Origin of the sequence: Streptomyces sp. MBT53 (genome assembly GCF_016654115.1) — a bacterium.
Lineage (GTDB): Bacteria > Actinomycetota > Actinomycetes > Streptomycetales > Streptomycetaceae > Streptomyces.
The window spans coordinates 112,529-125,873 of sequence record NZ_JAEQAZ010000009.1; the positions used below are offsets into that span (position 1 = coordinate 112,529).

The 13,345-nt window shown below is 70.9% G+C and carries 11 protein-coding genes and 1 riboswitch; of the genes, 2 read left to right on the forward strand and 9 right to left on the reverse strand.

Annotated elements, in window-relative coordinates; translation table 11 throughout:
• Positions 1–2: 2 nt before the first annotated feature.
• Together JHN45_RS05765 and JHN45_RS54640 are read right to left on the reverse strand one after the other, a co-directional pair.
• The gene (locus JHN45_RS05765; RefSeq protein ID WP_201048265.1) at positions 3–1,622 is read right to left on the reverse strand and encodes an ABC transporter substrate-binding protein; all 1,620 of its coding nucleotides are present in this window, start codon (positions 1,620–1,622) and stop codon (positions 3–5) included.
• A 266-nt stretch (positions 1,623–1,888) separates the two neighbouring features.
• Positions 1,889–2,005, reverse strand: coding sequence for a putative leader peptide (locus JHN45_RS54640; protein WP_374195591.1), 117 nt, complete (start codon positions 2,003–2,005; stop codon positions 1,889–1,891).
• 33 nt (positions 2,006–2,038) lie between these two features.
• Positions 2,039–2,151: riboswitch (SAM riboswitch) on the reverse strand.
• A 299-nt stretch (positions 2,152–2,450) separates the two neighbouring features.
• On the opposite strand from JHN45_RS54640, the gene JHN45_RS05770 reads away from it, so the two are divergent.
• Positions 2,451–3,005, forward strand: coding sequence for an AAA family ATPase (locus tag JHN45_RS05770; protein ID WP_201048266.1), 555 nt, complete (start codon positions 2,451–2,453; stop codon positions 3,003–3,005).
• 299 nt (positions 3,006–3,304) lie between these two features.
• The gene (locus JHN45_RS05775; RefSeq protein ID WP_236583387.1) at positions 3,305–4,816 is read left to right on the forward strand and encodes an MFS transporter; all 1,512 of its coding nucleotides are present in this window, start codon (positions 3,305–3,307) and stop codon (positions 4,814–4,816) included.
• 193 nt (positions 4,817–5,009) lie between these two features.
• Here JHN45_RS05775 and JHN45_RS05780 read toward each other — a convergent pair whose 3' ends face one another.
• The 7 genes from JHN45_RS05780 to JHN45_RS05810 all read right to left on the reverse strand — a co-directional run bounded on the left by JHN45_RS05780 (position 5,010) and on the right by JHN45_RS05810 (position 13,327).
• Positions 5,010–6,155, reverse strand: coding sequence for a homoserine O-acetyltransferase (locus tag JHN45_RS05780; protein ID WP_201048295.1), 1,146 nt, complete (start codon positions 6,153–6,155; stop codon positions 5,010–5,012).
• On the reverse strand, positions 6,152–7,513 hold the full coding sequence (locus JHN45_RS05785; RefSeq protein WP_201048267.1) for a bifunctional o-acetylhomoserine/o-acetylserine sulfhydrylase: 1,362 nt from the start codon (positions 7,511–7,513) through the stop codon (positions 6,152–6,154). The genes JHN45_RS05780 and JHN45_RS05785 overlap by 4 nt, the downstream gene beginning before the upstream one ends.
• A 300-nt stretch (positions 7,514–7,813) precedes the next feature.
• On the reverse strand, positions 7,814–8,371 hold the full coding sequence (ssuE, locus tag JHN45_RS05790; RefSeq protein WP_201048268.1) for an NADPH-dependent FMN reductase: 558 nt from the start codon (positions 8,369–8,371) through the stop codon (positions 7,814–7,816).
• Positions 8,372–8,427: 56 nt separating this feature from the next.
• The gene (locus JHN45_RS05795; protein ID WP_201048269.1) at positions 8,428–9,183 is read right to left on the reverse strand and encodes an alpha/beta hydrolase; all 756 of its coding nucleotides are present in this window, start codon (positions 9,181–9,183) and stop codon (positions 8,428–8,430) included.
• A gap of 1 nt (position 9,184) precedes the next feature.
• Complete coding sequence (locus JHN45_RS05800; RefSeq protein ID WP_201048270.1) at positions 9,185–10,219, reverse strand: LLM class flavin-dependent oxidoreductase; 1,035 nt, start codon at positions 10,217–10,219, stop codon at positions 9,185–9,187.
• Between the two features lie 20 nt (positions 10,220–10,239).
• Positions 10,240–11,976 (reverse strand): FAD-dependent monooxygenase, encoded by a 1,737-nt coding sequence (locus JHN45_RS05805; protein ID WP_201048271.1) that lies wholly within the window; start codon positions 11,974–11,976, stop codon positions 10,240–10,242.
• 10 nt (positions 11,977–11,986) lie between these two features.
• Entirely contained in the window at positions 11,987–13,327 is a 1,341-nt protein-coding gene (locus tag JHN45_RS05810; RefSeq protein ID WP_200712069.1) for an LLM class flavin-dependent oxidoreductase, read from the reverse strand.
• Positions 13,328–13,345: the final 18 nt, after the last annotated feature.

Here is a 13,345-nt window from a genome sequence, read left to right on the forward strand (position 1 = left end):
GGTCAGCCGATCCAGGTGTCGTGCAGCTGGATCCGGCTGGAGGCGTCGAAGTTCAGGTTGTGCACCTTCTTCGCCACGCCGATCTGGGTCTGGAGCTCCACCACCGGCACGTAGTAGGCGTTCTGCACGAGCAACTCCTGTGCCTGCTTGACCAGTTCGGCCCGCTTGGTGGTGTCCGTGGTCGCCGCCTGCCCGGTCAGCGAGGTGTCCAGCGGGGTCACCGGAAGACGGTAGAAGTTGGCCAGCTTGGTGGAGAAGGAGCTGCGCAGGATGTCCGGGTCGGCGCGGGTCACATTGCTCCACGCCGCGTCGAAGTCACCCGACTGAAGCGTCGGGGCGAGCTGGGTGACCTGGAGCTGCTTGAGCGTCAGACCGACGCCGACGGCCTTCAGTTGCTGTTGGATCAGCTCCAACGCGGGCTGGTTCGTGGCCGAGTTGGGGATCCAGTCGACGGTCAGGCTCAGCTTCGCGCCGTCCTTCGTCCGGATGCCGTCGCTCCCCGCCTTCCAACCTGCCGCGTCCAGCAGGGACTTCGCCTTGGCCGCGTCGGTCGTCAGGTCCGAGGACAGGTCGGCGTAGTCGGGTGTGGTGTGCGCCAGGACGCTGGTCGCGGGCTGGGTCCCGGTCGGGAACACCGTGTCGGCGATCTGCTTGCGGTCGATGGCGAACCCGATGGCCTGACGGACCCGCGCATCCTTGAGCACCGACCGCGAGTTGTTGAGGGCCAGACCGAACACCACACCCGGATTGGCCCGCCGCTGCAGAGTGACCTGGCCGCCCTTGAGAGCCGCCTCATTGGCCTTGCCGACGCTGCTGATCGCGTCCACCTGCCCCGACTGGAGACTGCCGGCCCGGACTCCCGCCTCGGGTACGACCTTGAAGACCACCTTGTCGAGATAGGCCTCGCCGCTCTTGTGCCACAGCGAGGAGCCCCAGGCGTACCCGGTGCGCCTGGCCAGCGTGATCGACTGGTTCTGCACGTACTGCTTGAGCACGAAGGGTCCGGAGCCGACCACTCCCTGGCTGCACTTCTCCTGCGGGCTCTTCTTCGCGCTGGCCGACGACTCGATGCCCAGCGAGTGCGTCGAAGTGGCTTGCAGGAACTGGGCGTTGGGCTGCTGGAAGGTCACCTTGACGGTGAGCGGGTCGACCACGGTGGTGTTCTTGACGCCGCTGAGATAGCCCTCGGCGAGGGTGCCCAGCGCGCCGAGTTTCGGCACGGCGTCGAAGTTGTCCTTGACCACCTGCGCGGTCAGCTCGGACCCGTCGCTGAAGGTGACACCCGATCTGAGATGGAAGGTGAACGTCGTCGCGTCGGAGCTGATGTCCCAGCTCTTCGCGAGCCACGGCACGATCTTGCCGGTCGTGGGGTCCTGGTCGGTGAGGGAGTCCACGATCTGCCGTACCGAGTAGATGGTGTCGTTGCTGGCCACCTGCTGCGGGTCCACGCAGCCGGCGTCGGAGCCCACCGCGAAGGTCAGGGTGCCGCCGGACCGGGCCTGTCCGCCTCCGGCGTCGGAGCCACCGCCGCCCGATCCGCAGGCGGTCAGCAGAAAACTGGTGGTCAGAAGGGCGGCCGTAGCCGCTCGTCGAGTGGTTCGGGAGACCGGATGTGCTGTCACGGAGAAGTGCTCCTACTCGTGTCACCGCGTGCACACGGACCTGTGCGGACCGTGGCTGGACGCGGGCGGTGTCGACCCCGGCGGGGGTGGGACTCCTGAGGCGTGGAAAGCGCGTCGACGGGCGCGGGGCGCACCCGCGCAGACGTCGACTCGTGGGAGAAGGGAGAAGGGAGAAGGGGGAAGGGGAAGGGGCCCGGGTGAGACGGGCGACCGCAGATGTCAGCTTCGAAGGCCGGACAGATGTCAGCCCGGAAGGCCGGACAAGGTCAGCTGTGACACAGACAGCTGGCGAAGCGCTGCAGGTCGATGTGGCGCCGGCGCGACAGCCGGGAGAAGACGACGGCGTCGTGACAGGAGGCAGTCGGGTCGTAGCTGTTGGGCACGCCGTCCTCCATATCCGGGACCCCGGTCGCGGGGCCGCGCGTTCGCAGAGTCATCAGCGTCCCTGCCGGGCTTTCGCCCTGAGTGCCCCACTGCGTCGGGGGGTTGCCGGTCGGTCGGCCAGGATTCGATGCTGACACTCAATGCCGCTGTTGATCGTATGGAGCGGTGTCGCCGTGCGTCAATGCCGGGGCGGAGGCGGCTAGGCTGCTGCCCGTCCCGGAATCGCCCGGCTGCGGATCGCACTCCGCCCGGCCGACCGGATTCCGTGGCCGTTTTCCGGGTGTGATCTCCGCCCGCCCGCCTTCCCTCGGCCGCGAGGCGGTCATCGCCCAACGTGGCGGCCTCCTTGTCACACCTCACTCCGAACTGCCGCCTGCCGTCTGCCGGTTCCTGCCGAGCCGTTCGCGGTCGGCGCCCACATCACGACGACCCGAAGGACCCACCATGAAGCGGTACATCCTCACCGGTGCGCCCGGCGCCGGGAAAACCACGATCCTCCGCCGGCTGACAGCGGCCGGGTTCGATGTCGTCGACGAGGCGGCCACCGCGGTCATCGCGCGCGAACAGGCCGCGGGGGACGCCGAACCCTGGGCCCGGCCGGCCTTCGTCGAGCAGGTGGTCGACCTGCAGCGCCGACGACAGCTGCGGTCCGCGCCGCGGCACGCGCCGCACCAGATCTACGACAGGTCTCCGGTCTGCACGCACGCCCTCACCACGTACTTGGACCGCCCCGCTCCGGCGGTACTCCTCGCCGAGATCGACCGGATCACCCGCGACCGGATCTACGAGCCGCAGGTCTTCTTCGTCCGCAACATCGGATTCTGTGAACCCACCGACGCCCGCCGGATCAGCTTCCAGGAGTCGCTGGTGTTCGAGCGGATCCACGAAGAGAGTTATCGGCGGTTCGGCTACGACCTCGTGGAGGTGCCGGCCGGTGACGTGGCCGACCGAGTGGCGTTGATCGCGGACACCATCGCCCGACTCGATGGCAGGGCCTGAGCGGCGGCTCCGGCTGTCGAAGGCGTCGGAGTCCGTGTACGTCTCACGGCTCGGGACGCGTGGTGGACGCACCTTCCCGCGTGTGCTTTGATCCGGCCATGGAGACCACTGGCCAGGCACACACGGTGCTGCTCGACCCGTTCTGGGTGAGCCGCCGCGCCGACCAGTTCGACCAGATCTGTCGTTGACCTTCGCGCAACGACCGCGATACCGGCTCGTCGGCCCACAGTTGGGCGCCCACCGGTACTCCATCCTCTATTTCCTCGGCCCCCGCCCGGACGCTGTGGGGAGAGCGCTCGATGAGCACCACCCGGCACGACTCAATGCTCCCGGGAGAGAACGTTGCCGCCCGCCGCGTCCTGCTGGTGTGCCTGGCCGCAGGGGCAACCACCTTGCTGGACCAGGCAGTTCTGAACATCGCCGTCCCGAGCATGCGGCACTCGCTCGGGGCCGGCGCGGCGGACGTCCAGTGGATCGTGGCCGGTTACTCGCTGGCCTTCGGACTGGCCCTCGTACCCGGGGGCAGCCTCGGCGATCTGCACGGACGCAAAAGGCTCTTCCTCGCCGGCATGGCCGTCTTCCTTCTGGCCGGGGTGGTGGCCGCGACCGGTGGAGGACCGGGGACCGTGATCGGCGCCCGGCTCGTGCAGGGAGCCGCCGCGGGAATCGTCAACTCCCAGGTGATCGGCACCATTCAGGACGTCTTCCACGGGCTCGACCGGGGCCGGGCGCTGGGGATGTACGCGGTGACGGCAGGCGTGGCCACCGCACTCGGACCGCCCCTCGGCGGCGCCCTCGTCGCCGGACTCGGCCCCGGTACCGGCTGGCGCTACTGCCTCCTGCTGAGCACACCGTGCGCGGTCGTGACCCTGTCCCTCGCGGCCCGCTGGCTGCCGCCGCCCCGGCGCACCGCCCGCGACTCCCGGCTGGACATCCTCGGCCTCGGCCTGGCCTGCGCCTGCACGCTGACGCTGATGGTGCCGTTCATCCGCACCCCGGACAGCGGGGGAGCGGCACTCCTGTGGGCGGCCGGGGTGTGCGCCCTGGCCTGCGCCTTCATCGCGCATCAGCGGATACGGGTACGACGGGGCCGGGTGCCGCTGGTCCATCCGGCGCTCGCGTCGTCCAGGCCGTACATGGTGGGCACGGCCGTCGCCATGGCCCAGTTCGGGTCCTCGATCGCCGCGTCCCTCGTGCTCACCGTCTTCCTCCAGGACGGGCTCGGACTGTCGGCACTGCTCACTGCGGCGATCTCACTCCCCTCGGCGATCGCGATGGGCGTCTCCTCGGCGTTCGCCTGGCGCCTGGTGCGACGGATCGGCCTGCGCACGGTGAGCGTCGGCCTGACGCTGGGGGTCTGCGCCGCCCTGGCCTCAGCGGTGGCCGCGCTCTTCGTCCCGTCCGCCGCACTACCGGTCGTCCTGGCCGCGACCCAGCTGCTGTCCGGTGCGGCAGGCGGCCTCGCCGTCTCGCCCAACCAGACACAGGTCCTGCAACACGCCCCTGCCGAGGCCGCCGGAGTGGGCGGCGGCATCCTCCAGATGGCCCAGCGCATCGCGGCGGCCGTCTGCCTCAGCGCCGTATCGGCGGTCTATCTGCACTCCGCGTCCGGCTCGGCCGGCGACAACGGCCCGAGAACCGCGTACGCACTGGCCTCCTGCGTCTGCGCCGCACTCCTCGCCGCCGCGCTGGTGTTGGCGAGGCTGCGCCGTGCGGCCGTCGCACCCCGTTCGCCGCGACCCGACTACCTGACCGTGAAGAGTCCCCGAGACGACCGGCAGCACGACGGCCGCAGCCCGCAGGAGCGGTAGCGCCGACTCACCCGCACCGCAAGGTCGTTCGTACACCTCTCAAGTCCTCAGTGGGCGGCGCCGGTTGCCTCGTCTGTGCGGTGGACTTGAGCGGCAAGTTCCTGGCCGGAGCCGTCCCGCAGGGCCGCCGGAAGAGCGGGATCGTCGTCCCGGGCTGACAGCCATCGCCGCCGAGGCCGAACCGATCGTGCCGCTAGCCGACGAGTTCGCGGACAAGCGCCGCGACCTGTTCCGTCTCGATCAGGAATCCGTCGTGGCCGTACGGCGACTCGACGACACGGAGTCGGTCCGCGCCCGGGATGCCGGCCGCCAACTCCGCTTGCTGGGACGGGGGATAGAGCCGGTCGGAGTCGACTCCGGCGACGAGCGTCCGCGCGGTCACCCGGCGCAGAGCCGTGCGCGTGTCACCGCGGTCGCGGCCGATGTCGTGGCTGTTCATGGCCTCGGAGAGAGTGACATAGCTGCCCGCGTCGAACCGCCGTACCAACTTGGCCGCGTGATGGTCGAGATACGACTCGACCTGATACCGGCCGCCGTTCCACGGATCCTCCGCACCCTGCGGCGCACGGCCGAAGCGGGCCGCCAACTCCGGCTCGCTGCGGTAGGTGACATGGGCGAGGCGGCGGGCGAGGCCGAGTCCGGAACGGGGGCCCCGGCCCGTGTCGTGATAGTCGCCGCCCTGCCAGTGCGGGTCCGAACGGATCGCGTGGAGCTGGATGTTGGTCCACGCGATCTGCTCCGCGCTCGCCGAGGCGGTGGTGGCCAGCAGCAGGAGCGCGTCCGTACGCTCCGGATACGTCACGGCCCACTCCAGCGCCCGCATCCCGCCCATGGACCCGCCGAGCACCAACGCCCAACGCCCGACGCCCAGTTCGTCCGCCAGGCCCGCCTCTACGGCAACCTGGTCGCGCTGTGTCAGGAAGGGGAAGCTCCCGCCCCAACGCCGTCCGTCCGGGCGGAGCGACGACGGACCCGTGCTGCCCTGGCAGCCGCCGAGCACGTTCGGTGCGACGACGAACCAGCGGTCCGTGTCCAGGGCCCGTCCCGGTCCGATCAACGCGTCCCACCAGCCGGGGGCGGGGTGACCGGGCCCGGCCGGGCCGGCGACATGGCTGTCGCCGGTGAGTGCGTGGAGTACGAGTACGGCGTTCGAGCGGTCCGGTGCGAGTCGTCCCCAGGTCTCGAACGCCAGCCGTACGCCGGGCAGTTCACCGCCCGCCTCCAGGGCGAGGGGCTTCTCCCGGGCGTGCCACTGGCGGTGCCCGGGCGGGTCCCCCTCCCGCCAGGCCCCGGAGGCCGGCGGAAGGGGGACCGCTGACGGAGTCGGTACGGTGTTCAGGACGCGCCCTTGGCCGCGCGGAACCCGGCCTCCAGGTCGGCCTTCAGATCGGCGAGGTTCTCGATGCCGACGGACAGCCGCACCAGACCCGGAGAGGTGCCGGTCGCCGCCAACTGGGCCTCGTCCAGCTGACTGTGGGTCGTCGACGCGGGGTGGATGATGAGGCTGCGTACGTCCCCGATGTTGGCGAGATGGCTGAACAGCTCGACCGCGTCCACGAAACGCTTCCCGGCCTCGACCCCGTCCCGCAGTTCGAAAGCCAGCACCGCTCCGGCACCACGCGGAAGGTAGCGCCGCCCCGCCTCGTACCACCTGTTGGACTCAAGTCCCGGGTAGTGGACGGCGGCCACCTCGTCACGCTGCTCCAGCCACTCCGCGAGGGCCTGGGCGTTGGACGAGTGGCGCTCGATGCGCAGGCTCAGCGTCTCCACGCCCTGGAGGAGCAGGAACGCGGAGTGCGGCGAGATCGCCGGGCCGAGGTCGCGCAGCAGCTGCACACGCAGCTTGATGGCGAAGGCGCCCGGGCCCAGCGCCGGCCAGTACCGCAGGCCGTGGTAGCTGGGGTCGGGCTCGCTGAAGTCGGGGAAGCGCCCGGCGTGCGCGCCGAAGTCGAAGGTGCCGCCGTCGACCACGACACCGCCGATGGTGGTGCCGTGCCCGCCGAGGAACTTCGTCGCCGAGTGGACGACGATGTCGGCGCCGTGCTCGATCGGCCGCAGCAGATACGGCGTCGGCACCGTGTTGTCGACGATCAGTGGGACGCCCGCCTCGTGCGCGACGTCCGCCACGCCTCGTACGTCGAGGACGTTGCCGCGCGGGTTGCCGAGCGTCTCGGCGAACAGGGCCTTCGTGTTCGGCCGGATCGCCGCCCGCCAGGCGTCCAGGTCGTCGGGGTCGTCGACGAAGGACACCTCGATGCCGAACTTCGGGAGCGTGTGCCGGAACAGGTTGTACGTGCCGCCGTACAGGGACGTGCTGGAGACCAGGTGGTCGCCCGCGGACGCCAGGGTGAGGATCGCGAGGGTCTCCGCGGCCTGCCCGGAGGCGAGGGCGACGGCGGCGACCCCGCCTTCGAGGGCGGCGACGCGCTGCTCGAAGACGTCCTGGGTGGGGTTGTGGATCCGGGTGTAGATGTTGCCGGGCTCGGTAAGCGCGAACAGGTCGGCCGCGTGCTGGGTGTCACGGAAGACGAACGAGCTGGTCTGGTAGATCGGCGTCGCCCGCGCCCCGGTCGTCGGGTCCGGTACGGCACCGGCGTGGATCTGCTTGGTCTCGAACGACCAGGCCGAGGTGTCCGGACCTGCGGGCGCGTCCTCGGGTGTGTGACCCCCGGTGACGGAGTCGATGGGCTGGCTCATGGTTCTCCCTTGTGCGGGCGTGCGGGTGCGTGAGACGAGGCGCTCGCGGGGCCGCTGCCCTGAGAGAAGGCACGACGAATACCGGCGCGGCGCGCTCGTGAGGAGGGGAATCGGATGCCGGAGCGGAGCGTCAGCTCAGGGCGGGACACCCCGTGCTGGTGACACGCACGTAGTCGACGTGGCGGCGGGTCACGAGCACGGTCATGCAGTGAGAGAACCACAGCCGGTGCCGGAGAACCAGCGTGACGTGAGCAGTTGAAACACGACTGCCACAACCACGCCGACCCCAGGTGCCGTTGTTCACCCCGTGGACGCGAGCACCGCCGTACGGCCGCCCAGCGCGCTGGAGAAGTGATCCGTGACCTGCTCCAGCGCCGAGGCGGCCGCGGGCGCCACGGTCAGGGTGCCGTCCTCGCCGACCGTGATGTCCTTGTCGAGCGTGAACCAGCCCGGCACGATGTGCGAGGGCCCCATGGAACTCAGTACCGGACGCAACGCGTAGTCGATCGCCAGCACATGGGCCGTACTGCCACCCGTGGCCAGCGGCAGCACCGTCTTGCCGGTCAGCGCGTACTGCGGCAGCAGATCGAGCAGCGACTTCAACAGGCCCGAGTAGGCGGCCTTGTAGACCGGTGTGCCGATCACCACTCCGTCCGCCTGCTCGAACAGGGCCGTGGCGGCGACGATCGCCGGATGCCCGAAGTCGGCGCCCAGCAGCGCCTGCGCGGGCAGGGTGCGCACCTCCAGCGGAGTCACGTCATGACCCTGGCGGCGGAGCCGGTCGTCCAGGTGGCGCAGGAGCCGGGTGGTGCGGGAGGTGGGAGAGGGGCTGCCGGAGACGGACAGGATCGAGGCCATGACGGGACCTTCCGAGGTCGGGGTTCAGACGGTGTGCCGAGCGGGCGGAGGGACACTCACCAGGCGCTCGACCGCACCGTGATCAGCGGCCGGAGTTCGTTGCGCAGGGTCTCCAGGAAGGTGACCACCTCGGCGGCCACCGAGCGGTGCTGGAGGTCGTTCAGTACGTCGTGGTGAGCGCCGTGCACGGCCGAAAGCCGGGCCCGGGAAAGGGACTTGGCGGTGTGCGCGAGCGCCTCGTGGTCCGCGAGCGGGTCGGCGTCACCGACGAGGAACAGGACGGGCACGTCGGCCTCGCCCTCGTAGGCGGCGGCGAGCACCGCCTCCGGGATCGCGTCGTCGAGCGAGCCGCGCCGCACCTCGGGGTCCTGCGTGAGGTTGCCCCGGTGGGCGGGGCAGGAGGTGCGGACGTCGAGTTCCTCGTCCCAGGTGCCGGCGGTGGCGGTCGTACCCGGAGCGCGGCCGGGCAGACCCGCGAGAATCACGGCATCGGGCCGGACTCCCGTTTCCCGGCCGAGCAGCGCGGCTACGGCGGCGGCGCCCGAGTCGGCTCCGACGAGCACGAGGGGCCGTACGACACCGTTCTCTGCGGCCGTGTCCTCGGCGGCTTCGGTGAGGCGGGCCGCGAGGGCGGTGAGATCCTCGGTGTCGAGGTCGGGGGCGTCGACCACGCGGACCCGGTAGGCGTCGGCGGCGAGCCGCCTGCCGAAGCGGGTGTAGGTCGCCCGGGTCTCACCACGGCCGGGGACGATCAGGATCGTGCCGCGGACGAGCAGGCCCTCGGGGCCGAAGTAGTCGCTGTACTGGGTCATTTCACACTCCTACGGATGCGGGTTCGGCCGCCCGCGCGGGCTTCCAGCCCAACGCGGGTGCCACTTCGGTGGCGATGAGTTCGAGGGCGCGGACGGCGGCGTCGTGGTCGGGGACCGCCGGGTTGAACTGGGTGATCAGATCCGTCGCGACGGGCAGCACCTTCTCCTGCCCCAGCGCCGAGACGATCTCGTCCGGATGGCCGTAGAAGGAGTGGAAGCGGCGCAACGCCTCTTCCTGGTCGAGGCCCTTGGGGAACGCGCCGTGCTCCGCCATGCGCAGCGCGGCCCGGTGGACGTCGTCACCGATCGACGCGAGCGCGGTGCGCCGGTCCTTGGCCGGGAACACGAAACGGGAGAGCCCGATGCGTGGCGGATGCGGCCGGTCCCAGGCGGCCAAGTAGGCGTCGGCCCAAGGGCGTTGCACCTCGTCCGTGGGCTCGTCGAAGCCGTAGGCCGCCCGGTTGAGCAGCAGATTCGAACCGCTCCGCGCCGCGAACTCCGCGCCCTGCCCGCTGAACACCCCTTGCCAGACCCGGTCGTTGAAGTCGCCGGGCCGGGGCTGGATGCGGAAGCCGGCCGCGCCCACCTCGCGGTGGTCGAGGGCCCGGCGCACGATGTCGAGGTTCTCGCTGGTCAGTTCGCGCCTGCGGGCCACGTCCTTGCCGAACGCCGCGTACTCCACCTCGCTCGATCCGCTGCCCGCGCCGAACTCCACGCGGCCCCCGCTGAGCGTGTCGACGGTGGCGATGTCCTCGGCGAGCCGGACCGGGTCCTCCAGCGGAAGGACGGTGATCGCGGTGCCGAGCCGGATGCGGGTCGTACGGGCCGCCGCGTGGGCGAGGAAGGTCCACGGAGAGGACAGTCCACCGCCCCCGAGGGCGACATGGTGCTGGGCGACCCAGCCGACGTCGAAGCCCAACTCGTCGGCCACGACGAAGAGTTCCTGCGCGTTGCGGTAGGTGCGGGCGATGTCGTCGTCGCGGCCCTGGACGTGGGTGAGGAAACCGAGCCGGAAGCGTGGTCTCTCGCTCGTCATGGGGTGATGGCCTTTCGGTGTCAGGCTGCGGTGGAGACCGGGGTGGACGTGCGTGCCGCCGTCGACGCGACCTGTCCCAGCACCTGGTCGAGTACGGCGGCGGCGCCCGCGTCAGGCAGTCGGGTACCGCGCCAGACGACGTGCTGGTCCGGGCGGATCAGGACGTTGGTCGTGCCGTAGACGGCCCGCGCAGCCGGGTCCGTGAGGTGGACGACCGTGAACGGCAGCCCACGCGCGGCGACTTCGGCGGCGAAGGCCCGCTCGACGGTGCGGTCCTCGGTGAGGGCGAGCAGGCCGAAGGAGGTGCCGAGGCGGTCGTAGAGGGTGCCGCCGCTCGGGTCGACGGGACCGTCCGGCGCTCGGTGGCCCGGTCGCGGGTCGTCCTCGTAGACGTCGGCGCGCCAGGGCCGCTCGGTGTCGAGCTGGCCGGGTTCGTACCAGACGACCGACGAGGCGTCGTAGCGCTCGTCGAAGGCGACCCCGTCGCTGCCCAAGCGGTCCCGGCGCAGGCGAGCACCTATCTCCGCGCGCCGTCGTACGGCGTCCTCCCCGAGGTCCGTGTCGTCGGGAATCCCGCCGGCCCGGATCTCGCCCAGCGTGGCCTGCGAGCGCTGCGCCCGCTCCAACGCGTGCTCGGCGACACGCCAGTTGTGCGGGCGGCGCTCCTGGTCGTAGGAGTCGAGCAGACTCGGCGGGGCGTGCCCGTCGAGCACCGCCGCCACCTTCCAGCCCAGGTTGACCACGTCTCCGATGCCCTCGCCCAAGTTGCCGCCGGGCGTGCGCACATGGGCGGCGTCACCGGCGAGCAGGATCCGGCCGCGACGGAACGTCTCCGCGATCCGGGTGGCGTGGTAGAAGGTCGTCGCGGACACCAGCTCCAGATCGATGTCCAGACCGAACGCCGCCCGCCCGATGTCCAGCAACTCGCCCTCGGTGGGCTCGTGTTCGAGCGGGTACGGTCCGGCGTACACCCGCCACTCGCGTGCGCTGACGGCGGCCAGGAAGCCGGACGCGTGGTCGTTGACGACGATGTTCGTCGCACTCGGAGCGGGGCCCACCCGGTCCGCGATGTCGCCGGTTCGGACGATGAGGCGCAGCCGCTTCTCCGTGGCGTGCTCGCCGGTACGGTCGATGCCGGCCAGGCGGCGGGCGGTGCTGCTGCCTCCGTCCGTGCCGAGGACGTAGGCGGCCCGAATGGTGTGCGAGCGGCCGGAGTTGACGTCCACCACCTTCGCGTCGACGCTGTTCGCGTCCTCGCGCAGATCGGTCAACTCCCAGCCGCCGGACACGCTCACGCCCTGTTCCGTCAGGTGGTCGAGGAACACCCGCTGGAACACGGTCTGCGGGCGGCGCAGCGCTTCGTCGGCGGAGTGGCCGGCGGCGCTGCTCCTGTCGGTGAACGAGGGGGCGGGCACCGGCACCAGTTCGTGTCCGGCGAGGGAGGTGACCAGCCGGGTTCCCCGGTGCCATTCCGGCGGGTACGTCCACGCGTCCCGGACGCGCTGGAGCAGTCCCCAGCGCCGCAGATGCTCAACTACCCGTGGGGTGTGGCCCATAGCGCCGGCCCGGACCAGTGTCGCGGCCGGGGCGCGGTCGACGACGGCGACCGCGACGCCCCGCGAGGTCAGTTCGACGGCCGCCGCCAACCCCACCGGGCCGGCGCCGACGACGAGGACGTCGACGGTCGCCGGGGGAGGGGTGGCGGGGAAGCGGACGGTGTGGACGTCGCGGCCCCCCGTCACCGACAGTTCGGTCATCGCGCGGGCCTCAGTCGTTCACGAGCTGGCGCTCGCGGGAGTGGCGGTTGGCCGGGATCGGCAGGCCGAGGTTGCCGCGCAGGGTGTCGGACGTGTACTCGGTGCGGAACAGACCGCGCTTCTGCAGGATCGGGACGACACTGTCGACGAAGTAGTTCAGCTCGTCCTCGGTGCGGAAGGCGAGGTTGAAGCCGTCGAGAGCGCGGGCCTCGAACCACTGCTGGATGGTGTCGGCCACCGTCTGCGGGTCACCGACGAACGGCGACTGACGGAACTGGTTGACGGTTTCGGCCACTTGACGCAGGGTCAGGTTCTCGGTCCGGGCCCGCTCGATGAGTTGCGCGGCACCCGTGCGCCCGCCCTTCTCGGCGAGGTGGGCGACATCCGGGAAGGGCGCGTCCAGGTCGTGCACACTGAAGTCGTACGCCCCGAAGGAGCGCCCCAGCAGCGCCAGGTTGCGGCTGAAGTCGTCGTCCTCCTCGAAGATCTCCCGCTCGCGACGGCGGGCCGCCTCGTCGGTGGCGGCGACGACCGGGCCGCCGTGGATGAGGATCTTGATGTGCTCGGGGTCCCGGCCGTACGAGGCCGCGCGCTTCTTGACGTCGGCGTAGTAGTCTCGCGACGACTCCAGGGTGCCGCCGGGCGCGAAGATGCCCTCGGCGACCTGCGCGGCGAGATCGCGGCCCTCCTCCGACACACCGGCCTGGAAGATCACCGGCTGGCCCTGCGGGGAGCGGGAGAGGTTCAGCGGGCCCGCGATCTTGAAGTGCTCGCCCGCGTGGTCGAGTTCGTGCAGCTTCGTCGGGTCGAGGAAGACGCCCCGCTCCACGTCGGCCGGGAACGCGTCGTCCTCGTAGGAGTCCCACAGCCCCCGGGCGACCTGTACGAACTCCAGGGCACGGCCGTAGCGGGTGGCGTAGTCGAGGTGCTCGTCGAGCCCGAAGTTCCGCGCGGTGCCGGTGTCGAAGCTGGTGACGACGTTCCAGCCGGCCCGGCCGCCGCTGATGTGGTCGAGCGAGGCGAAGCGGCGGGCGAGGTTGAAGGGCGAGTTGTACGTCGAACTCGCCGTGCCCACCAGGCCGAGGTGCTTGGTGTGGGTGGCGACGGCCGACAACAGGGTCAGCGGTTCGAGGCGGTTGAGATAGTGCGCCGGGTAGGTGGAGTTGATGAACTGGCTGTCGACGATGAACAGGGCGTCGAACAGGGCGTGTTCGGCCGCCTGTGCCAGCCGGATGTAGTAGTTGATGTCGATGCTGGCGTTCTTCGCGACGCGTGGGTCCTTCCACAGACCGTGCTGGCCGGGACCGCCCACGCCGTAGGGGTGGAGGGCGAGGTGGAGCGTGCGGGACATGGCTGTTCCTGTTCTGTG

Bases quoted from the DNA above. Each gene is read 5' to 3' on its own strand.
- JHN45_RS05785 (WP_201048267.1), bottom strand. From the start codon at position 7,513: ATGAGCCAGCCCATCGACTCCGTCACCGGGGGTCACACACCCGAGGAC.
- JHN45_RS05775 (WP_236583387.1), top strand. From the start codon at position 3,305: ATGAGCACCACCCGGCACGACTCAATGCTCCCGGGAGAGAACGTTGCC.
- JHN45_RS05795 (WP_201048269.1), bottom strand. From the start codon at position 9,183: ATGACCCAGTACAGCGACTACTTCGGCCCCGAGGGCCTGCTCGTCCGC.
- JHN45_RS05810 (WP_200712069.1), bottom strand. From the start codon at position 13,327: ATGTCCCGCACGCTCCACCTCGCCCTCCACCCCTACGGCGTGGGCGGT.
- JHN45_RS05805 (WP_201048271.1), bottom strand. From the start codon at position 11,976: ATGACCGAACTGTCGGTGACGGGGGGCCGCGACGTCCACACCGTCCGC.
- ssuE (WP_201048268.1), bottom strand. From the start codon at position 8,371: ATGGCCTCGATCCTGTCCGTCTCCGGCAGCCCCTCTCCCACCTCCCGC.
- JHN45_RS05770 (WP_201048266.1), top strand. From the start codon at position 2,451: ATGAAGCGGTACATCCTCACCGGTGCGCCCGGCGCCGGGAAAACCACG.
- JHN45_RS05800 (WP_201048270.1), bottom strand. From the start codon at position 10,219: ATGACGAGCGAGAGACCACGCTTCCGGCTCGGTTTCCTCACCCACGTC.